The 21,647-nt window shown below is 57.8% G+C and carries 21 protein-coding genes; 16 read left to right on the top strand and 5 right to left on the bottom strand.

The window, feature by feature from the left end; all coding sequences use genetic code 11:
* The first annotated feature begins 5 nt into the window (after positions 1-5).
* Both ACSQ3H_RS03280 and ACSQ3H_RS03275 read left to right on the top strand, forming a co-directional pair.
* Positions 6-911 carry an ABC transporter permease gene (locus ACSQ3H_RS03280; protein WP_436115723.1) on the top strand — a complete coding sequence of 302 codons (906 nt, stop codon included), beginning with the start codon at positions 6-8 and terminating at the stop codon, positions 909-911.
* A gap of 2 nt (positions 912-913) precedes the next feature.
* Positions 914-1,759, top strand: a complete 846-nt coding sequence (locus ACSQ3H_RS03275) for an ABC transporter permease (RefSeq protein WP_436115722.1) — start codon at positions 914-916, stop codon at positions 1,757-1,759.
* Positions 1,760-1,761: 2 nt separating this feature from the next.
* On the opposite strand, the gene ACSQ3H_RS03270 is transcribed toward ACSQ3H_RS03275, so the two are convergent.
* Positions 1,762-3,288: a UxaA family hydrolase gene (locus ACSQ3H_RS03270; RefSeq protein ID WP_436115721.1), complete on the bottom strand. Its 1,527-nt coding sequence runs from the start codon at positions 3,286-3,288 to the stop codon at positions 1,762-1,764.
* Between the two features lie 354 nt (positions 3,289-3,642).
* Here ACSQ3H_RS03270 and ACSQ3H_RS03265 point away from each other — a divergent pair, with 354 nt between their 5' ends.
* The 5 genes from ACSQ3H_RS03265 (at position 3,643) to ACSQ3H_RS03245 (ending at position 12,138) form a co-directional block, all read left to right on the top strand.
* Positions 3,643-7,515, top strand: coding sequence for a DUF7507 domain-containing protein (locus ACSQ3H_RS03265; protein WP_436115720.1), 3,873 nt, complete (start codon positions 3,643-3,645; stop codon positions 7,513-7,515).
* Between the two features lie 499 nt (positions 7,516-8,014).
* Entirely contained in the window at positions 8,015-9,505 is a 1,491-nt protein-coding gene (locus ACSQ3H_RS03260) for a calcium-binding protein (protein WP_436115719.1), read from the top strand.
* A gap of 12 nt (positions 9,506-9,517) precedes the next feature.
* A complete protein-coding gene (locus tag ACSQ3H_RS03255) occupies positions 9,518-10,816 on the top strand; it encodes a calcium-binding protein (RefSeq protein ID WP_436115718.1) in 1,299 nt (432 codons plus the stop codon).
* 246 nt (positions 10,817-11,062) lie between these two features.
* Positions 11,063-11,869 (top strand): DUF2971 domain-containing protein, encoded by an 807-nt coding sequence (locus ACSQ3H_RS03250; RefSeq protein WP_436115717.1) that lies wholly within the window; start codon positions 11,063-11,065, stop codon positions 11,867-11,869.
* A 146-nt stretch (positions 11,870-12,015) separates the two neighbouring features.
* Entirely contained in the window at positions 12,016-12,138 is a 123-nt protein-coding gene (locus tag ACSQ3H_RS03245; protein ID WP_436115716.1) for a hypothetical protein, read from the top strand.
* A gap of 24 nt (positions 12,139-12,162) precedes the next feature.
* On the opposite strand, the gene ACSQ3H_RS03240 is transcribed toward ACSQ3H_RS03245, so the two are convergent.
* From ACSQ3H_RS03240 to ACSQ3H_RS03225, 4 genes are all read right to left on the bottom strand, one after another.
* Positions 12,163-12,393, bottom strand: a complete 231-nt coding sequence (locus ACSQ3H_RS03240) for a helix-turn-helix domain-containing protein (protein WP_436115715.1) — start codon at positions 12,391-12,393, stop codon at positions 12,163-12,165.
* Positions 12,394-12,474: 81 nt separating this feature from the next.
* On the bottom strand, positions 12,475-13,470 hold the full coding sequence (locus ACSQ3H_RS03235) for an acyltransferase (RefSeq protein ID WP_436115714.1): 996 nt from the start codon (positions 13,468-13,470) through the stop codon (positions 12,475-12,477).
* Positions 13,471-13,668: 198 nt separating this feature from the next.
* Positions 13,669-13,941, bottom strand: a complete 273-nt coding sequence (locus ACSQ3H_RS03230; protein ID WP_436115713.1) for a hypothetical protein — start codon at positions 13,939-13,941, stop codon at positions 13,669-13,671.
* Positions 13,890-14,501 (bottom strand): alpha/beta hydrolase family protein, encoded by a 612-nt coding sequence (locus ACSQ3H_RS03225; RefSeq protein WP_436119331.1) that lies wholly within the window; start codon positions 14,499-14,501, stop codon positions 13,890-13,892. The genes ACSQ3H_RS03230 and ACSQ3H_RS03225 overlap by 52 nt, the downstream gene beginning before the upstream one ends.
* Positions 14,502-14,760: 259 nt before the next feature.
* On the opposite strand from ACSQ3H_RS03225, the gene ppk2 reads away from it, so the two are divergent.
* The 9 genes from ppk2 (at position 14,761) to ACSQ3H_RS03180 (ending at position 21,571) form a co-directional block, all read left to right on the top strand.
* On the top strand, positions 14,761-15,681 hold the full coding sequence (ppk2, locus tag ACSQ3H_RS03220; RefSeq protein ID WP_436115712.1) for a polyphosphate kinase 2: 921 nt from the start codon (positions 14,761-14,763) through the stop codon (positions 15,679-15,681).
* 157 nt (positions 15,682-15,838) lie between these two features.
* Positions 15,839-16,183: a YciI family protein gene (locus tag ACSQ3H_RS03215; protein ID WP_436115711.1), complete on the top strand. Its 345-nt coding sequence runs from the start codon at positions 15,839-15,841 to the stop codon at positions 16,181-16,183.
* Positions 16,173-17,420 (top strand): RNA polymerase sigma factor, encoded by a 1,248-nt coding sequence (locus tag ACSQ3H_RS03210; protein ID WP_436115710.1) that lies wholly within the window; start codon positions 16,173-16,175, stop codon positions 17,418-17,420. The genes ACSQ3H_RS03215 and ACSQ3H_RS03210 overlap by 11 nt, the downstream gene beginning before the upstream one ends.
* A gap of 303 nt (positions 17,421-17,723) precedes the next feature.
* A complete protein-coding gene (locus tag ACSQ3H_RS03205; protein WP_436115709.1) occupies positions 17,724-18,110 on the top strand; it encodes a hypothetical protein in 387 nt (128 codons plus the stop codon).
* Complete coding sequence (locus tag ACSQ3H_RS03200; RefSeq protein ID WP_436115708.1) at positions 18,047-19,342, top strand: hypothetical protein; 1,296 nt, start codon at positions 18,047-18,049, stop codon at positions 19,340-19,342. The genes ACSQ3H_RS03205 and ACSQ3H_RS03200 overlap by 64 nt, the downstream gene beginning before the upstream one ends.
* Positions 19,290-19,922, top strand: a complete 633-nt coding sequence (locus tag ACSQ3H_RS03195) for a hypothetical protein (protein WP_436115707.1) — start codon at positions 19,290-19,292, stop codon at positions 19,920-19,922. Before ACSQ3H_RS03200 ends, ACSQ3H_RS03195 begins: the two co-directional genes overlap by 53 nt.
* 210 nt (positions 19,923-20,132) lie before the next feature.
* Complete coding sequence (locus ACSQ3H_RS03190) at positions 20,133-20,432, top strand: hypothetical protein (protein WP_436115706.1); 300 nt, start codon at positions 20,133-20,135, stop codon at positions 20,430-20,432.
* 121 nt (positions 20,433-20,553) lie between these two features.
* The gene (locus ACSQ3H_RS03185; protein ID WP_436115705.1) at positions 20,554-20,931 is read left to right on the top strand and encodes a hypothetical protein; all 378 of its coding nucleotides are present in this window, start codon (positions 20,554-20,556) and stop codon (positions 20,929-20,931) included.
* Between the two features lie 262 nt (positions 20,932-21,193).
* Positions 21,194-21,571, top strand: a complete 378-nt coding sequence (locus ACSQ3H_RS03180; protein WP_436115704.1) for a hypothetical protein — start codon at positions 21,194-21,196, stop codon at positions 21,569-21,571.
* Positions 21,572-21,647 lie beyond the last annotated feature (76 nt).

Genomic DNA, 21,647 nt, shown 5'->3' with positions numbered 1-21,647 from the left:
CTGCCATGGCAAGTGTAACCTCAACCCCATTTGACAACCGCATGTCGCTGCGTCAGCGGCTTGCCTTGCGCGGCGTCGACGGCGTCACGCTTCTGGTCCTGCCGGCAGTGCTCTTCCTCCTAGCGGTGTTCATTTATCCATTTATCTACGGGTTGATTTTGTCGTTCACGCCGGCGGAGGGAGGGGCTTTTGCCAATTACAGCAAGTTCTTTTCCGATCCGTTCCTGTATGACACCATCTTGACCACGCTGTGGCTGGCTGTGCCGGTGACGATCATCAGCATCGCCATCGCTCTGCCGGTGGCTTTCCGTGTGCGGCTGCTGACGCACCAGCGGCTGCTGACGACCATTCTGGTCCTGCCGGTGACGCTCGGCACAGTGCTTGTGGCCGAAGGGCTGTTGAACTATCTGGGGCCACAAGGATGGTTCAGCCGGACATTGATGGTGCTTGGCGCTATTGATCGGCCGCTCAAATTGACCAACAATTATTGGGGCGTTTTCGCTTCCCTGATCATCACAGGCTTTCCGTTCACATTCCTGCTCACACTCTCCTATGTGTCAGGCATCGATCCGGCACTTGAGCAAGCTGCAGCGACGCATGGCGCCAAAAGCTGGCAACGTTTTCGCTACGTCATGCTGCCCTTGCTGATCCCCGGTCTTGCCATCGCGTTCTGTCTCTCGTTCGTCCAGGCCTTCGCCGTGTTCCCCTCGGCAATTTTGCTTGGTGCTCCGGCAGGACCGACGCGCGTCATCTCCATTGCAGCATATCAGGCAGCCTTCGAGCAGTATGATTATTCCATGGCTTCGGCCATCGCGATGATCATGGCTGCGGTACAACTGCTCATTGTCGTGGCGATCCTCGGCATCCGCAACATGTTCTATCGCGGGTCGACCGCGGGCGGAAAGGGTTGATCATGATCCGCGATACGACCATTGGCGCAAAACTCTGGATCACCGCTGTCTGGGCGGTCGTGGTCTTTTTCATCATCAATCTGTTGGCGATGATCGCGACGGTCATCATTTCTTCGTTCGGCACACGCTGGCTTGGCACATGGCTACCCGCTGGCTGGACAACGAAGTGGTACTTCACCGCCTGGTCGGAATTCCAGCTGAGCGATGTGCTCATCGTCACGTTCCAGATCGTCTTCACCGTGGTTGCCCTCTCCGGCCTCCTTGGTGTGACTGCAGCCTATGCCTTGGCGCGGCGCGATTTTCCCGGCAAGAAACTGGTCATGCTGCTGTTTCTGCTGCCGCTGCTGGTGCCGCCGATCACCTTCGGCATCCCGCTGGCTACAGTGCTCTACCAGGCCGGTGTTGGTGGCACGTTCTGGGGCGTCGTTCTCGCCAATCTCGTGCCGACGGTCCCCTTCGTGATCCTCGTCATGATCCCGTTCATCGAACAGATAGATCCAAAGGTTGAAGCGGCGGCGCGGGTGTTCGGTGCCGGCACATTCCAGTTGTTCAGGTATGTGCTGTTGCCCATGCTGCTGCCGGGCATTCTGGCAGCGTTGCTACTGGTTCTGGTGCGCACGGTGGCGATGTTCGAGCTGACATTCCTGACGGCAGGCCCGACCAGTCAAACGCTCGTTGTGGCCCTCTACTATTCGGTCTTTGCTTCAGGTGTTCGCGCTGTGCAATCCATCGATGCGATGGCCGTGGTTTACATGATCACGACGCTGGTTTGGCTGCTGATCGCCCTGCGTTTCGTCAATCCGACACAGATTGTCGCTCGCGCCAAACAGCAGCAGACCACCGCATAGCATCACATCGTAGCGCCGATCTGCCAGGGCACGAATTCTGCATCGCCATAGCCGAGTTCTTCCGACTTGCTGCGCTGGCCGGACGCGACTTTCAGGATGTGTTCGAAAATCTCGCGGCCCTTGTCTTCGATCGACACGCCGTCGAGAACATCGCCGCAATTGACGTCCATGTCCTCGATCATCTGATTATACATCGGTGTGTTGGTAGCAAGCTTGATCGATGGCGTCGGCTTGCAGCCATAGGCCGAGCCGCGTCCGGTCGTGAACGCAAGGATATTCGCGCCGCCCGCGACCTGTCCCGTCGCTGAAACCGGATCGTAACCGGGCGTGTCCATGAAGACGAGGCCGTGGGCTGTCACCGGCTCGGCATAACCGTACACTGCTTCGAGCGGAGTCGTTCCGGACTTGGCGACGGCGCCCAGCGACTTTTCAAGAATGGTGGTCAGTCCACCAGCCTTGTTGCCGGGAGACGGGTTATTATTCATCTCCATCTTGTTGCGGGCGGTATAATCCTCCCACCAGGCGATGACATCCTGCAGCCGTTTGACCGCCTCCGGGTTCGAAGCCCGTTCAATCAGCAGATGCTCTGCGCCGTAAATTTCCGGTGTTTCGGAAAGGATGGCCGTGCCACCGTGCTGCACCAGCAAGTCGACCGCTGAGCCCAAGGCTGGATTGGCGGTGATGCCGGAATAACCATCGGAGCCGCCGCACTGCAAGGCAAGCATCAGTTCCGATGCCGGAATTGTCTCGCGTTTCACGTTGGCGGCTTTCGGGAGCATATCGCGCACCGCCGCGACGCCCGCTTCCATCGTTTTGCGTGTGCCGCCGACTTCCTGAATCGTCAGGCTGCGGAACGTATCACTCTCGACAATATTATAGGCTTCCTTCCAGCGGCCGATCTGGAAGCCTTCACAACCAAGGCCGACCATCAGCACGGCGGCAATGTTCGGATTGGTCGCATAGCCCCATTGCGTGCGCTTCAGAACCTCGTAGCCTTCGCCCTTCACATCAAGTGCGCAGCCGCCACCATGCACGAGGGGAATGATGCCGTCGATCATCGGGTAGTCATCGAGCAGGCCAGACTTCTGCACAGCCTCTGCGATAAAGCGCGCAACAGAGGCGGAGCAATTTACCGAGGTCAGGACGCCGATATAGTTGCGCGTGCCGGCACGGCCATTGGCTCGCCGGAAACCTTCGAAGGTCGCGCGCTGCTCCATCGGTAAAATGCCGTTCGCATGGACAGCGTGCGTTGCATCTGGTTCGCGCACGAAATTGCTGTAGTCGAGATTGTGTTCATGCACCCATTCACCCGGTTCAATCCGCTTGGAGGCGGAGCCGATGATCTGGCCGAACTTGCGCACAGGTTCACCCGCATCGATCAATCGCGACGCCAGCTTGTGCCCACGCGGTACACGATCTGTAACGGTCACCGCCTCGATGTGCTGGCCAACCTGAAACGTATCAACAGCGACAATCACGTTGTCGCTGGCGTGAAGGCGCAAATGCCTTGGGGCAGTGAGGGTATCCATGAAAATCTCCAACCGGTCAATTAATATATTAGTTCGGCGGGCACCCGGTTGCAATGTGTCAAGTTGAACCAATTCCGTGTCCGGCACTTATAACACAGGCTCGCTAAATGGTTGCGCACGTCTGGTGGCTCTTGGACAACTTTAAGTTGTGTGACGGTCAAGTCAAACAATAACGTTACAAGTAGTTCTAAAGTATAATAAGACAAGGCTATTGACTACAACTTAGAGAATCATATACAAAAATAGCACCGTGAGTTGTATAAGTATCGGTTATTATACTTTTGTATTAGAGTATATTTCTACTTTCAGTTGTGTTGCTGAATCCCGAACGCTTTTTCAATCAGGTCATTGCCCGTGAAAAATCATCGCGCCGCTTTCCTCTCCATTTGCCTTTCCCTCGCGATGCTTCTCTTGGCAAGTGCCCCGACCCTTGCCGCCAAGCTTGTGTTCACCAATATTTCGGCGGCAACTGATGTTCCGCAGACCGGAACTGGCCAGGGTAAGCGCGCGCTTTATAGCAACGCTGGCACGGTTGGCGGGGTCAGCGTCGATCTCGTGGCGAAACTCGTCAAAGCGACAACGAACCCAAACTTTAGTAGTTCGGGCGCCCGGATTAGCATCTCCTCAGCAGGTCAAGATACGATTTGGATTGATTGGTATATCTACAAGGCGGGTACCTACAACCTTGCCACCGATTCAGGCGGTGTGGCTGTCTCGGCAGAAGTCATGGTACAGTTCGCCGATATCGATGGCCCCAACAACGAGCGGCTGTTCATTCCATTGTGCGCACCTCCGGTGGAATTCGCGCGTATATCCAGGAAATCCACCCTGACCAGAGATTTTGGCACCGTTGCCGGCGTCCCGGAGGTGTTCAGTGACATTGGTGACAAGAACTACGACTCGCAACCCGAATCCGGCGCCGAAATGTCCTATTCGACGACGAGCGTGTTCAAGATGGGCAGGACGGCCAATAACGGATTTTTCATCAAACTCGATAACCCGAGTTACGCCGAGGCGGATTCCTTCGATCTGAAATGCTCCGACTTCCGTGCACCGGCAGCCGTTGACGATATTCAACAGGCCGACATCGGCATGCCCGCCGTTGTTCAAATCCTGAACAATGATGGTGTCAAAAGTTCTGGCGGCGTATTTTCTGTGGTCAGCCCGGCGACAGGTTTTTCGATGGCCTCGGTCAACCTCGCTGCACCAAGTGGAGCGACAGGCATCATCAAGGACGCCAATGGTGATGTAACCGGCTTCACGGTGGCGGGACAGGGCGTGTGGTCCTACGATGATCTGACGGGCACGCTGACCTTTACCCCGCAAACAGGTTATCGCGATTCGCCGACGCCAATTCAGTACACGTTCAAGAACGCCATCGGTACGTTGTCGAATCTGGCCACGGTAACGGTCACCTATCCGCAACTCGAGATCATCAAAACCGCGACCCCGCCGGCCACATTTTCCGTCGGCGCGGCCATCACCTACGCATTCAAGGTGACAAATCCCGGGGTGCTCACTGTCTCAGGCATTACGGTTACGGACATACTGCCGAATATCGTCATCACTGGCGGGCCCATCACCCTCGCCGGCAAGGCAAGCGACACCACGACATTCACCGCATCATATAAACTGACCCAGGCGGATCTGAACGCCGGTCAGGTGGTCAATACGGCCACGGCCACGGGCAAGACACCGCAAGGCAATCCGCTGGAGAGCCTTCCCTCGACTGTCACCACGATCATCCCCAAGGTGCCGTCCCTCGCAATTGTGAAAACTGCAGGCAAACCATCGGGCAACGTGGTCGGCGCGACCATCCCCTATACATTTACCGTAACGAATACAGGCACATTAACGATGGTCAACGTGACCGTCATCGACAGCCTGCCCGGCATCACGGTCAGGGGTGGCCCCATCATGCTTGCGCCGGGCGCCAGCGACACGGCCACCTTCACCGCGGTTTATACACTGATGCAGAAGGATATCGACACAGGCGAGGTGGAGAACTCGGCAACCGCCAAGGGTAATCCTCCAATTGGCCCACCGTTTGTCAGCCCGCCAAGCGTTGCGACCACTCCGATCATTTCTGCCCCCGGTCTGACGGTTTTGAAAACCGCTGGAACACCGTCGGGCAGCGTGGCCGGCGCAACCATTCCCTATAGGTTCACAGTCTCGTCCACGACGGGCACGGATCAGCCGGTGCGGGACGGGGCGCTCGGCGGCAACAAGGTCTACCTCATCTCGCAATATGAGTTCACGCCGGTTGCGGGTACGCTCGACGGGTATGTCTATGGCGGCAGAGTTCAGCATTGGTTCGCCGACAAGCTGCGGATCGGCGTCACCGGCATGGACGAGAACACCGGGCTCGCCAACCAGCAGGCTTACGGCGCCGATATCCAGCTGCGTCACTCCGAGACCACTTTCATCGAGGCGGAAGTCGCCCGTTCGAAAGGACCGGGTTTCAGCACCTCGCGTTCCACCGATGGCGGTTTGACATTGAGCGATGTCAGTACAACCGGCACGCGCAACCGTGTGGCATCATCCTGGCGCACCAAAGGACAGCTCGACCTTGAGGATATCAGCAAAAGCGGCATTAAAGGTACGGTTGGCGGGTATTATGAGCAAAAGCAGGCGGGTTTCTCCACCTTGGCCGACCAGATTTCTGTCGATGAGCGCATTTTCGGCGCTTTTGCCAATATCGAAGTGACCAAAGCTGTCAGTGTCGAACTCAACTATGACGATTACAAGCAAGGCCGCGGCACAAGTGATTTCGACGGTCGTGACATCGGCGAACGGTCCAGGCGGAGGGGCGCCTCGGCGATTAGCTGGCAGCTGAACGAGCACTGGAAGGCTTCTTTCGGACTGACCTATACCGACTTGCAGTCGCCTATTGCGCGCACATCCGGCAAATCCGGATATAATGGCTCGCGGCTCGACAGCGGCGCGCGGCTCGAATACGCACCGGATGATGACCACACCTATTACATCTTCGGCCAGGGCACGATTTCGCGTTCGGGCGATATCGATCGCAATGATCGAATCGGTGTTGGCACGGACTATCAGCTGACAGAGAAAATCGAGCTTGAAGGCGAGATTTCCTATGGTAATCAGGGGTTTGGAGCTCTTGCAGCAATCAACTATCATCCGACAGCCGAGGATACATACTATGTCGGTTACCGGCTGGATCCGGACCGCGCCTTTGATCTGGACCGCAGTTACGACCTTTCCGGGACCGATCGCGGCACCATTGTGGTTGGTGCAAAACGCAAGCTGGACGATACGCTGTTGGCCTATGCCGAGCGCAATTACGATCTGTTCGGAACCCGCAATTCCCTGACCGAAACCTATGGCGTGGTCTACACACTCGACAAATCCTGGACCATCGACGGCGGCTTCGAAGCGGGGAGGATCGAGGACGATACGATCGATTCCGATGACGGTTTCGAGCGTGCGGATTTCGACCGTAAAGCCGTGTCATTGGCCATCGGCTACAAGGACGAGGAGCGCATCAGCGCCCGTATCCGTGGCGAGGCGCGCTTCGAGAATAGCGACGATGATAGCCGCGACGCAAACACCTATCTGATCGCCAGCGGCCTGAGCTGGAAGACGTCGGAGGATTGGCGTTTGCTCGCCAATATCGATGCGGTCCTATCGGACTCCGATCGCGAGACATCGTTTCGGGATGGAAATTACGTCGAACTATCAGTCGGTTACGCCTATCGTCCGATCGACAATGACCGGTTGAACGCCCTGTTCAAATACGCCTGGTTGCGCGATACACCCGGCGAAGATCAGGTCAGCGCCATCAACGGTGACGAATTTGGCCCCTCCCAGCGCAGCCATATTCTCTCGGTCGATGCCAATTACGACCTGACGCCCTGGCTCACGATCGGCGGAAAATATGGCTTCCGCCATGGCGAGACACGGCAGCGGCCGGACGACGATCGCGAAACGTTTTCGGCTTGGGAAACGTCCTCGGCGCATCTTGGAATCCTTCGCGCCGACGTCACTTTCGTCAAGAGCTGGGATGCTCTGATCGAGGCCCGGGTTCTGTCCATGGCCGAAGCCGACACGACGGATTATGGCGCGCTGCTCGCGCTTTACCGCCATGTCGGCGACAACTTCAAGGTTGGCGTCGGCTATAATTTCGGCTGCTTCTCCGATGATCTGCGCGACCTTACCCTCAACGACGAAGGTGTGTTCCTCAACGTCATCGGAAAATTCTAGCGGACGTAAATTCAACCGCATGCAACTGAATTACACGCGCTGGTTGAAATTCTTGCGCCATTTTCGTACATTCTTGCATGAGAATCGCTAACTCTTGTCCCATTTTCCATCTTTCTTGCGCAAATCATCGGTCAGATTCCGATCGCTGCATTCGAAAATTTTGCACTGAAGAAATACGACCCGGGACCTCTCCATCGCCAGGTCAAAATCTCGCCGGTTCGGACCGTAACGTCGGGTACGGTTGCCCTCTTGGCACGGACCGATATGGGCGCGACAACCGCCCGTATCTGCGGTTGTGCCAGACCCTGCACAGACCCGATCCTTTAAAAAAACAGCAAGAATTCGAAGCATAAATTAATTCAAAATTTGAAGTACATTTACGTTATATTTTGCAATACTTCGTTATGAAAAATTCATTTGCAAGAAATACGAAATTTAGCTCTATATCCAAATATAGCTCAATAAACTCGTACCTTACTGTCTCAAAATGGGGGCCATAATGGCGCTGAACAATTCCTTGCTCGACCTCCTCAATATCCACCCGGACAACGGTCTGGACCAGATACTCACCGGCACCGACGGAAACGATCTGCTCTTCGGCGGCAGCGGCAATGACTTTATCCAGGGCAAGGCCGGGAGCGACCTGCTCTTCGGTTATGAAGGCATCGATACGCTGGCCTATGTCGGTTCGTCCGAAGGTGTGATGGTCCACCTCGGCGGCCTCGATGGGTCCGGTGCGCTCGGCACGTGGGGCGGCGATGCCGAAGGCGACCGGCTTGCCGTCGGTTTTGAAAACCTCGTCGGTTCGGTTTTCAATGACAAGCTCTCCGGTGATGCCGGCGATAATGTGCTCGTGGGCCTGGATGGCAATGACGGCCTCTCGGGCGGTGAAGGCAATGACACGCTCGTTGGCGGCGCTGGCTCGGACTGGCTGGATGGCGGCACCGGAGATGACAAGCTGCTTGGCGGCGACGGCGAGGACTATCTCTATGGGCGAGACGGCAACGATACGCTCAATGGCGGTGCCGGTGAGGATCGCCTCGATGGCGGCAACGGCGATGATCACCTCCTTGGCGGCGCCGATACGGACTGGCTCGACGGCGGCAATGGTTCGGACTATCTCGATGGCGGCGCAGGTAATGATTACCTTGACGGCGGCCGCGGCAATGACACGCTCCTTGGCGGAGCAGGCGATGATACATTGAACGGTGGCTCCGGTGATGACAGGCTCAACGGTGGCGCGGGCGCCGACTATGTCGTTGGCGGACAGGGCAGTGACTGGATGGACGGTGGAGCCGGCGACGACCGGCTGGAAGGAGGGTCGGGACAAGACTGGCTCTATGGCGGCGATGGCAATGACACGCTCGATGGCGGCACGGGCGAGGACCGGCTGAACGGGGGGTCTGGCGATGATACGCTTGTTGGCGGTTCAGGCACGGACTGGCTGGATGGCGGCACGGGCGCGGATCATCTTCTTGGTGGTTCCGGCGACGATTTCCTGCGCGGCGGCGATAACAACGATACGCTCGATGGCGGCGCCGGCAACGACACACTGAACGGCGGTGCCGGCGATGATCAGCTCATTGGCGGCCCGGGATCCGATATCCTCGTGGGCGGTACCGGGGCAGACACGTTCATCTTTGGTCAGGTTGAAACCGGCGCCCAGACCCTAGGCGGGCACAGCGATGTGACCTCCATCGTCGATTTCAATGCCAGCGAAGGCGACAGGATCGATCTCAGCCGGATCGACGCCGACACGAGCACAGCGGGCAATCAGGATTTCCACTTCATCGGCGAAAGCGATTTCTCCGGCGTTGCCGGCGAGTTGCGGGTTTTCCTCGCGCCACAGGATCACTCGGCACACGGCGGTTCAACCGTAGATCATTGGCTGGTCGAGGGTGACACGAATGGCGACGGCATTGCCGATTTGATCGCCGAAGTCTCGGGACATGTCGGGGATGGGTTGTCGGTCCATGACTTCTTGATGTGAGGAGTGAGTGCCATGGCGGAAGAGGATCGTCTCAAGCAGCTTGGTTACAGCTGGCACTCCGCCCTGGCACGCGTCGAAGCCTTGCACGCAGATGGCAACTACATTCCGGGAACGTTTGCCGATGACAGACTGCACGGACGGCCGCTTGCCGACTGGATCTCCGGCTATGGTGGCAATGATCACCTTGCGGGAGAGGCAGGCGAAGACCGCATGAATGGCGGTGAAGGCGACGACCGTCTCTTTGGCGGCGACGATGCGGATTTCATGATCGGCGGGGCAGGCAGCGACTGGCTCGACGGCGGGACAGGCGACGACCGCATGGGCGGCGGAGATGGCTCGGACTGGCTTTACGGCGGCGACGGTAATGATGTCATGGCTGGCGACGAGGGCGAGAACCGGCTGAATGGCGGCAGCGGCAACGACACCATTATCGCGGGCTCAGCGACCAGTATCACGCCAGACGTTGCCCGCAACTGGATCGACGGCGGCGCAGGAGCTGACAGGATTGTTTCCAGCCTCGGCGATGACTGGATCCGCGGCGGCGATGGCAATGACAGGATCAGCAGCGGCGGCGGCACGGATCGCGTGAACGGAGGCGCCGGCGACGATATCCTCGAAGGCGGGGATGGCAATGACTGGCTTGCCGGTGGAGACGGCAACGATTTCATCAGCGGCGGCAGGGGCGATGATGTCATGACGGGCGGTGCGGGCGATGACTTTTTCATCGGTGGCGTCGGCTCCGGCAATTATATCGACGGCGGCGATGGCATCGATACGGTGGACTACACGCTCGGCGATGCCGGCGCCTGGGTAAGCCTGCTGACTGGCGAGAGATCGGGAGATGTCCTGTCGAATATCGAGAACCTGACCGGCAGCCAGTATGCCGACTCCCTCGAAGGCGATGACAATGACAATGTTCTGACCGGAGGCGCCGGATTCGATATTCTCATTGGCAATGGTGGAGTCGACACATTCCGGTTTCTCTATGCCGAACATGGCGATCAGGACCACGAGGGCCAGGCTTACGGCGACACGATTGGAATTTTCAGCTCGGCTGAAGGCGACAGGATCGATGTCTCGCCCATCGATGCGGACACGACAATCGACGGCAAGCAGGATTTCCATTTCATACGCAACGGCGATTTCAGCGGCACTGCCGGCGAATTGCGGGTCGTGGTGCCGGAGAACGTCTACCCCAAGGACTATCTCCATTTGGAAGGGGATACGGATGGCGATGGCGATGCCGATCTCGTCGTCGCGGTGGTCGGTGATTTTGATCACGACTGGACCGTGAATGATTTCATCATGTGAGACTGCACGAACCTTGAGTTTCATTGCCAACGGTGCGCATTTGAAGATCATAGAATTTTGAGTCGAGGACTGATTTTGGAAGACTGGGATCCTAACGTAGTCAAGATGCTCAGCATCTTCATGCCGACGACTTTTGACAGGCGCCTGGCCATCAAGGGGCATTCCCGCTTCGTCCATTACACCACGGCGGAAAATCTGTTTCGCATCCTCGATCAGGAGGAAATACGATTTGGAAACACGAGATGCATGAACGACTATCGCGATGTCGAACAGGGTGTCATGCAACTGCACCAGTGGAACAATCATCCGGAAGGCAGTGCGTCCCTGGCCGAGGCGCTTGAAGCGAGCAGTCCCGGGGCCTGGGATGAAGCCATCAAGAAATACTACCATTGGTTGCCAAGCTTGCGGACACAATCTTATGTCCTGTCGGTCGCCGAGCATGACCCCGCTGAAAATGACACCGGCCGGTTGTCCCTGTGGCGCGCGTATGAAAAGGGTGAGACTGGCATTGCCGTAGTCGTCAAGGTTGCACCTTTCATGCAGGTGACGGAGGCTCTGAAAGCTTACTCGAGCCCGGTGGCGTACTGGACGCGGCACCAGCTCGACGACGAGTTCAAGGTCGTTACCCAGCGCGTTCTTGCCAACAAGGATTTCCTGTCGAAATTACCGAAACCCGCACTGACCGAAATGCTGTTCCTCATGCTGGTCTTCGCGGCGACATGTTCTAAACATCCGGGGCTGCGCGACGAGCGCGAGTGGCGTGTTCTGACCAATCCGCAACTTTGGCCCTCGACCCAACTGATCGAACACCACGACGTCATCGGCGGAATTCCGCAGACGGTCTACAGGATGCCGCTGAGAAACAACCCCGCCGACAATGTGATGGGAATCGAATTGCCCGAACTCGTTGACCGCGTGATCATCGGCCCGTCGGCCTATGCCGGACCGATCCGCGATGCAATCATTGCGAAACTGGTGGAGAGAAAGGTCGACGATCCCGCATCGAAGGTCGTCATATCGGGGATGCCCGTGCGTGCGACGGCAATGGGGTGAACGGTAAATGCAGTGTGATCGAAATCCCTCAAATTGTCGTCCTCAAGCCTCCTTTTGACCAAGAACAAACCTAGACTGAACGCAACCTCGGGACGCTTTTGGCGTTTGAACCGAGGGTGCTATTTCCGCGTAAGGAGGATAGTCAGATGCACGACTTGACCCTGGTCCTGGCAATCTTCGCTGTTGTTCTTCTTGCTTATCAATCCGAGATTGATGACCGTCCGCCCGTCCAGGACGACGACTTGGCGCAGTCGGACTTTACCGACTAGGCGCAGCTATCCGGAAAACTTGCTCTAATGCGGAACGCCGGCGATATCGTCCGGAAGGCCGACCGAATGCGCAATGCGATGCAGCTTCGTCGGCTCGGCACTCTCGCCCATTTCAATGCCGTTGAGTTCATCGACGGTCAGGCCGCATGCAATGGCAAGATCCTCCGCGGTATAGTTGAATTTTTGCTTGATCATTTTCACCAGATTTGCGCCGGCAGCGATGGCGGAAGCGGTCGTTTCAATCATGTCGGCCATGGCGGATCTCCCGGATCTGGCAATATCGGTCTCCCGAAATGCGCAGGCTCGCGTTTGGTTCCCAAACGGACCAGGAAAGCGTTACATCGCGAGGGCCCGGCGGACCGGCCGTTGCGGAATTTGCTGACCGCACCAGATTATCGCCGAACAGATGGCGAGAACCGCAACAGCGGAAATCGCGACCCTGAGCAGCACCAGATGGTGCAGCATCAGATCGTGCAGGGCAGGCAATCTGACAAGCAAACGGTTGAACGTGCGCAGGACCAGCATATGCATGAGATAGATCGGATAGGAATTCCGGCCCAACCAGGCAAACAGCCTGTCTCGCAGGGTCAACCGTTGTGCGCGTGCCACCAGCCAGGCAAAGAGAGCGGCGGAAAAGCCGAAACTGGTGAGTTTGATCTGGGAAGCGCCAAATGAGACTTCGCCGAGTTCTCCCAGCCAGAAGCCCTCGGCGATCGACAGGCACAGAAAGAGCCCGGCCGCCATTGCCAGCACCGGCGTGTGGCGTGCAAGAGCTTCGGCCCGCTTGGGAAAGCGTGCCAGATAGAAACCCATCTGGTAGAACGGACACCAGACAAAAAATGGCAGCGCATAGGCTGGGAACTGGCCAAACGGGCCGCTGTCCGGAATAAACCGCACCACATAGGAATAGGTCAGCCCGATCAATGCCGTACCTGTCATCAGGAGGAGGTGCGTCCGCTCGTTGCGTATACGCGCCAGCAGCGGCGTCAGAATGATGAACTGGCAGAGAACGATGACGAAATAGCCGATGCCTGTGCCAGCTCCCACAGCAATGAGAAAATGTCTTGGCGACACCAGATCTTCCGGCCGCAGGACAGCGATATAGATCAGGGTCCAGATCAGATAGGGGCCAATGAGACGGCTGAACCGGTGGGCGTAGTAATGCAAGGGTTTCTCGCCTTCTTCGTAGCGGGCGAAGTATCCGGAGAGCGCCAGGAACAGCGGTACGGCAAAGTCGACAATTTGATCAAGGACCATCCCCACAGTCCAATCCAGCGACCATGGCGCGGCGTCGAGCGCCGGCTCGGAAGCATGGATGATGAGCACCGCCACGATGGCTGCACCCTGACACTATCCCAGAATGTCGAACGCATGGATGGCACTCCAAAATGCTGCCGCTCTCGCGATGGACTATTAGCCGGGATACCATGGAGGACAATGCTCCAATTGGGGGCACTGGGGCTATACTTTGGGTGCAAGGCCTAGGGGCAGGACCCTGTTAATCTGGTCCTGACCCCAGGTTTCGACCGGTTATGGCAGCGTTTTGAGAAAGAACCTGCTGGTGGCGAGGATCAGGGCGTTGAGCGCGGCCGCACCGGATCGGAGATTGAAATCGTGATCCATGGGGTAGGTCCAGAGTTCGCCTGCGCCCGCGTGGGCAGCGATGTACTTTTGGGCGGAATCAGCACCAACGACATGGTCATTGCTGCCTTCTGCGGCAAAGAGGGAACCCTTGTAAGCTGCAATTTCCGTCAGAGGATCGATGCGGTAAACTTCTTCGAAGAACGGCTGGCGCAGATGCACGCCAATGGCATCGACACCGGCATTGCCGCTTTTGAGACCTGCGGCGACGACGCCTTTTCCAAACCGGCCTTCGAAGGTTGATGGCGGTGTGGCAACGGCAGCGCCAGCGCCTTGGGAAGCCCGCTGCGCGCCGCCACGATCGCAGCCACGAGACCGCCCTGGCTCACGCCCACTATACCGATGCGCGCGCTGTCGACGCGCTTATCCGATTGCAGAAATTGCAGGGCAGCAAGACCATCCTCGATCTGCCGGGAGAAGGTGGTATCCGCAAACGAGCCACCGCTATCGCCCGCGCCGCGAAAATCAATGCGCAGGCTGGCGAGGCCGGCCGCCGCGAACGCCTTGGCGGCACGGGGGAAGATGTCCTCTTCATCACGATCACCGGCGAAACCATGCAGCATCAGCACGACCGGGGGATGTGCTTGCGGGGGGAGGGAAAGTGTTCCGGCGACTTTTGTCCCATCGACCTGGAACGACACGATCTCCTCGTTTGTCCGGGCCGCCGAGGGACCAGCACCGAAATAAATGCATAGCGCAGCAAGCATGGCCTTTCGGAGCATCACGATCGTCTCTCGTCGAAAACACCGAGCGATCCTATCCCTTGCGGTAGTGCGCTGGAATTTGGCCGAAAGGCGTAAGGGGGTGGAAATCGGACAACAAGAAGCCCGCAAGTGCGGGCCTTTTTGTCAGATGCGGAAGAGGCATCATGCGGTCGAAACGCAATTTCAAATTTGGTTCATGGAGTTATGGCATAAACGTCCACGGAGTAGCATGATACCGTGGGCTGAGACGTGGCGCGATGAATGTCGGAGGGCTGAAATGAACAATTCAAAGGACGAGGTTGAGCGCCGGGATTGGCTCGAGGCTGAACTCGCCGATACGCTTGATGAGGATTATGAGCTCGAACTTTCCGAGCCGGCACTTTCCGAAGAGATTCGCAAGATCTATCGCAAGACCCATCCACCATCCATGCCACGCATAGAGTATTTTCGTGCATTGCTCTCACTGCAAGCGGAGTTGATCAAGCTGCAGGACTGGGTCGCCTATCACAAAGAGAAGGTCGTCGTCGTATTCGAGGGACGCGATTCTGCAGGCAAAGGCGGTGTGATCAAACGCATTACCCAGCGGCTCAACCCGCGCACCGTGCGGGTCGTGGCTCTTCCAGCCCCTTCAGACCGCGAGAAGACCCAGTGGTACTTCCAGCGTTACGTGCCCCATTTGCCTGCCGGCGGCGAAATCGTGCTCTTCGATCGATCCTGGTACAATCGATCGGGTGTCGAGCGGGTCATGGGTTTTGCGCGCGAAGACGAGGTTGCGCAATTCTTCCACGATGTCCCCGAATTCGAGCGCATGCTTGTTCGATCCGGCATTCGGCTGGTCAAATATTGGTTCTCGATCACCGACGAGGAACAACAGTTGCGGTTCCTCATGCGCATCCACGACCCGTTGAAACAGTGGAAGCTGTCACCCATGGATCTGCAATCGCGAGTGCGCTGGGAAGGCTACACCAAGGCCAAGGAAGAGACGTTCGCCCGCACGAATATACCCGAAGCGCCATGGTACATCGTCGAGGGTAACGACAAGAAGCGCGCGCGCCTCAACTGCATCGATCACCTTCTTTCGCAGGTTCCATACGAGCACGTGCCGCATGAGGATATCACCCTGCCTGAACGGGTGTTCAACCCCGACTACGAGCGAAAGGTTTTGCCGCCGGAACTCTACGTGCCGTCAAAATACTGACTTGATAGCGGCAGCCTTTCAGAAGATATCGGCAGCGCTTCCCGGGCCGCGTTTTTGCCCGCCCGTTCGAATTTTTTCTCTTCGGAGTCGAAATGGCGCTTTGCGCCGCGACATGGCAGTGTCGGGCAATCGTGCCCGGTACGCCAAGGAGAGAAAAATGAAGTACATGATGCTGATCCATCACGACGAAGCGGCGCTTGCGAAGGCCGGGCCGGAGCTCGGTACCGACTATGCGGCATTCAACCAGGCGCTGATGAAAGCCGGCGGGATTCCGGGCGAGCGGCTCCATCCGAGCTCGGCGGCGACGAGCGTGCGGGTGACGGACGAAAAGGCCGAGATTCTCGACGGGCCCTACGCCGATACCAAAGAGCAATTGGCGGGATATTTCGTGATCGAGGCGGAGGATCTCGACGCCGCGATCGAATGGGCCAAGCGGTGCCCGTCATCGCGCTATGGGGTGATCGAAATCCGGCCCATCGGGATCCCGGACTATGGCAATTGAGGTCCAGCACGAGGCTGGACGCGTTGCCGAGGCTGTCGCGCGGGAGAGCTATGGGCGGCTTGTCGCCTTCCTGGCCTCCCGCACGCGGGATGTGGCCGGGGCGGAGGACGCCCTGGCCGAAGCTTTCGCCGCGGCGTTGCGCGATTGGCCCCGGCAGGGGGCGCCGCACAATCCCGATGCCTGGCTTTTGACGGTGGCGCGACGGCGGCAGATCGATGCCGCGCGGCGCCGGCAAACGCAGCGGGACGGGGAAGGGCACGTTCGGCTCGTGGCCGAGGAGCTCTCCGAGGCGCAAATGAGCGAGGACGACATCCCCGACAGGCGGCTGGGGCTGATGTTCGCGTGCGCGCATCCGGCGATCGAAAAGGGCATGCGGGCGCCGCTCATTCTCCAGACGATATTGGGCCTGACGGCGGAGCATATCGCATCAGCTTTCATCATCCCGCCGGCGGCGATGGGGCAGCGGCTCGTCCGGGCCAAAGCGCGGATCAAGGATACGGGCATACCGTTCCATGTGCCCGAAAAAGCGGAGTTGCCAGATCGGCTGCAGGCCGTGCTCGACGCGGTCTATGCCGCCTACACCAAGGGGTGGAACGAGATCGGGGAAGGGGGTACGCCCGAACTCGCGCAAGAAGCCATCTGGCTTGGGCGGCTGATCGTGGGGCTCGTCCCGGACGCGCCGGAAGCCAAGGGCATGCTGGCGCTCATGCTCTATAGCGAGGCGCGCCGATCGGCGCGGCGGGACGCGCGGGGGGCCTTCGTTTCGCTCGAGGAGCAGGAGACCGGGCTTTGGAACCTGCAGATGATCGACGAGGCCGAAGCGCTCTTGCATGCCGCGAATGCGGACGGTCCGTCGGGGCGCTATCAGATCGAAGCGGCGATCCAGTCTGCGCATGTCGCGCGGCGGCTGACGGGGCGGGATACCTGGCCGTCGGTTCTGGCGCTCTATGAACATTTGCTCGCGCTGACGCAGTCGCCTGTCGTCGCCCTCAACCGGGCGGTTGCGGTCGCCGAGGTCGAGGGGCTGCGCGCCGCTTTTGCCGCGCTCGATGCGATTGCGGGGGACAAGCGGATGGCCGAGTATCAGCCCTATTGGGCAGCACGGGGGCAGATTTGCGCGCAACTCGATATGATGGAGGAGGCGCACGAGGCGTTTTCGCTGGCGATGGGGCTGTCGAGCGACCCGGCGGTGCGGGGCTATCTGCGGGGCCGCCTTCGCGGACTGGCACGGGGGTAGCCGAGCCGCATTGAACGCGAGTTAACCTGACATCACCGTTTCATACGGCACTCCCGGTTTCGCATGAGGACATTGGATATGTGGCCGCTTGAGAATGGTGGATTTCGATGTCCCTTTTATTTACTCTTCGAGACGTTGCGTCGTGCCATCGTTGGCTACGGGAAACCCGACGCAAAAGGGATCGCCAAAACAAACGTTTGGGAAAAGGGAAGCGATTACGAAAAAGGTGCGTGATGGCAGAAGTGTTGGAATTCAGATCCGCAACGAAGTCAATGAGGGACCGCTTTGTCTGATGATCCAGATATGAAAACTCAAGCTCCGGATACTGGCGCACTGCTCGATTGCGACATCGTCATGGCGGGCGGCGTGACCAGCGGTATCATCTACCCAGGTGCCGTCGCCATGATTGCGCGGCGCTACTCTTTTCATAGTATCGGCGGAACGTCGGTAGGCGCTATTGCGGCAGCGGTCACGGCCGCTGCCGAATATGGGCGCCGGACCGGACGAAATGCTGGTGCTTTGATGAAATCGGCAAACTTTCCAGGAGTCTGGGTGATCGGGCAGGTGGCCACTCCCGTCTGTTTCATCTCTTCACTCCGGAACGCGCTACCAGGCCACTGCTCTCGTTGGTCACCCCGATTTTCGGTGGTGGCGGGGCGCTGCGAAAGGCTCTCGCGGTTTTCAGTGTGACGCTATCGGCCTGGCAATTCGCGCTGCCCGTTGCGTTTGTCACCGTGGCAGTTCTCTATCTTGTTGGTGTCTTGTTATTCGAAGGATACCTCGTTCTTACTGTCATTGCGCTGCTGGCATCGCTCGCATTGATCGCCGTCGCATGGTTCGCGACTCTTGTTCTCGTTCTGCGCAACCGCTGGCTTGTCTCGTGGCGAAACAACTATTACGGGATATGCACCGGGAATAGTTCTCCGGAGTTCCCGGACAAGGTGAGTAAACCTCGATTCGAAGGACTGACACCCTGGATGCATCGGGCGGTGCAGGCCGCGGCCGGGCGCGGACTTGATGATCCGCCTCTAACGTTTGGCGATCTCTGGAGCGCTCCGTCAGTGGTTGGAGGAACCGAGAGCATGCAGCACGATCCCGCTGCTCCGCGGTCGATCGAACTTGCCATGATAGCAAGCGATATCAGTCGCAACAGAACGGTAAAGATACCCTTCCTCGAAACGCCTTCGCCCCTTTATGTAGAAAAGTCGGTACTGCATGATTTCTTTCCGGAGGCAATCACCAAGTGGATGAAGGATAATGCCGGCATCCACGACAGGCGCGTCGAAAAACGGGATGACGTCGTTCGGCTTCCGCTCCCGCAGGACCTCCCGGTTGTTTTTGGCGCCAGGTTGTCACTGAGTTTTCCGATACTTCTTGCTGCAATGCCGCTCATGACTCCGGATTTTGCCGCGGCGAAAAAAGGCCAACCTTTGCCTCTGCGCCGGCTATGGTTTTCTGATGGCGGACTGACCTCGAATTTTCCTATCCATTTCTTTGACAGCCCGATTCCATCGCGTCCGACCTTCTGTCTGAACCTGATCGATTTTGACGCACAGGCGCCAAATGTCCATGCGACCGAAACTGACACGCCCGCAGTGACGGATGAAAATCACGACATTGATGCAGATGAGGCTTCCAAGCCGATCGCCCAGCCACGCGCGCCGGAACGTACATCGGCCAGCAGGCCCAAGATAACATCGGAAGATGATCCGGCACCGGGCGACAAGGTCTGGGGGGTTCATATCCATGAGCAAGGGCAACCGGATTACGCCTCTACCGTTTACAGCTTTCGACGATGTGCCGGGAGCCGGGCTTGCTGCATTCCTGAAGACTCTTCTCAACACGGCCCGGTTCTGGAGCGACAACCAGATGCTGATAGCGCCGGGCGTTCGCGAGCGCATCGTGAATATTGCACTGCGTGACGATGAAGGTGGGCTCAATCTCGACATGAAAGCCGATGTCATTGCGGATCTGGATTTGCGAGGTCGCGCTGCGGGCCTGCTCATAGGTGCGCGTTTTGATTCCAGCGCGAAGACGGATCCCGAAACCGGTAAGCCCAACCGGCAGATCTTTGCCAATCATCGCTGGATACGTTACCGCAATTTTATGGCTGCGTTTGAGGATCTGTCGCGGCGCTTTGCGCTTTCGCGGAGGAGATCGGATGTCGCGGCGTCAGCCCGAAATGAAACGCTGCTCAACCCCATGATAGCGGGAAAGGCAAAGGAGAAAATTGGCTATCCCGCACCCGTCAGAGCGCGTGGGTTTTATCGCACCACGACTGATGCCTTTGAAAAACTGGCATTGGAGATGGCGGACGCTACGCGAAAAAACCCTCGCGCGACATTCGACAGTCCTCGCCCATCCCTCGGTGTTCCCAAAGTCGTGGCCGGCATGGCACCCCGACCCAAAATGAGGTTGAGATTGCGCCCGCTGGTCGACAACGATCCGCGAGACGAGGCGGCTGATTTACCCGATATGCCCATGCGCGGGAGATTGAGGTGAATGCCTCGATTGAATGAAGTGCTGGATACCCTGAATATGCGCGTCGTCAAGCCTGCCAAGTAACACCGTTGAGGTCACTTTCTGGTGAGCCCCTTTTCACGCCGAGGTGCTTGTGCCACATATCGGTCAATGACGAGACACTCCACCATCCGTACCCTCATGTTCGTTTTCGCTTTGCTCGGGCTTGTGTTCGGGCCGATGGCTGTTTCGATGAGCGGCACGGCAATGGCCGATCAGAACATGTCCATCGTGGCCGGCATCGGTGACATGGCAGCAACGGCAAAAATGCCAACCGACATGTCATGTTGCTTTCAGAAACAGGCCAAGATTCCCGACTGTTCAAAAGACTGCCCGCTGAACGTCCTTTGTGTCACGGGCTTTTCCAGCGTGTCGGCAGCGAATGTCGATACCTTCTCCGTCTTCGGGCAAAAGGACCTGTTCCGCTTTGCCATCTTTGAAGCATTGGCTTCGAGGATAGGGGATCCTCCTCACAGACCCCCCAGCGTCTGATTGTCATCGACGCATCAGCGTCGTCTCGCCGAGTGGTGACAACCATTCGTCAAACTGCGTGGCATTTGCTGCGCTGACCGCCGTGCACAAACACGGTTCAAGACAATCGGAAACTTAAATTATGAAAAACCACCGTTCTATGTTTGCGGGCCTTGCGCTCGCCTCTCTCTTCGCATCCGTATCTCTGGTACATGCGGCCCCGTCCAACCACGAGTTCAAGCCAATCGGCACACGCACAGAAAATATCGTGAAAGGGACGCGCTGGTCCACAGCAGCCGTTCTGGCCGCGGCACAAGAAAAGACTGCGTTGCCGACGACAATCCAGCGGATTCTAAATGCCGAGGCCAAACCTGGTGAACAGGCACGGTCGCATGGCGATCCGCATATATCGTATCGGGTACTCGAAAACGGTATGGTCGAAAAAATCGACGACCGGTATGGGACTCAAAAGTTCTTCAAGCCGAAAATTTCCAGGATCAACCCATACATAAATCGGTAGTAACATTCTGAACATTTCCGCCACGGCGGAAACTTAAGACAGTGTTTCGCCAGCGTCTTCAGGCGCTGGCGTCTCCTTCCTACAAAAATGAAACTAAGCAGCTAGCGCCATACTGTGTGATGCGTCCCGAAGTTTTGTTATCAACTGCTGGAGTACCGGAAGTGACAATAAAGCGCGCTCGCCTAGCCGCTTTTATCGAGTTTATCACTTTCCAGTGAGCCGCTTGCTCAAGCGCAGCTTCCTGTGACACATTGGAACAACGATGAAACAATCCGCCATCCGTACCCTCATGTTCGCTTTCGCTTTGCTCGGGCTTTTGCTCGGGCCGATGGCTGTCTCCATGAGCGGCATGGCGATGGCTCAGCAGGACATGTCCGCCACGGCGGCAATGGATGGCATGACCGAGCCGTCGAGCATGACGGAAGCCATGCCATGCTGTCCCGAAAAGCAGGTCAAGATTCCGGATTGCTCCAAGGACTGCCCGCTGAACGTCCTTTGTCAGGCAGGCTTCACCAACGTTTCAACGGCGGATGCCGAGACCTTCTCCATTTTCGCCCAGAAGGACCTGTTCCATCTTGCCCCTATTGAGAGCATTCCGTCTTGGGCAGGCGACCCTCCACATAGACCTCCAAGTATCTGATTGTCAGTGGCGCTGAAGCGTCAATTCGCCGAACGATCAAAACCGTTGGCGAAAACTTGCATGGCATTCGCCGTGC

The sequence above is a fragment of the Phyllobacterium sp. LjRoot231 genome (genome assembly GCF_964253365.1).
Classification (GTDB): Bacteria; Pseudomonadota; Alphaproteobacteria; order Rhizobiales; family Rhizobiaceae; genus Phyllobacterium.
Note: the sequence above shows the minus strand (reverse complement) of the source record. Positions and strands in the feature narration are given on the sequence as shown.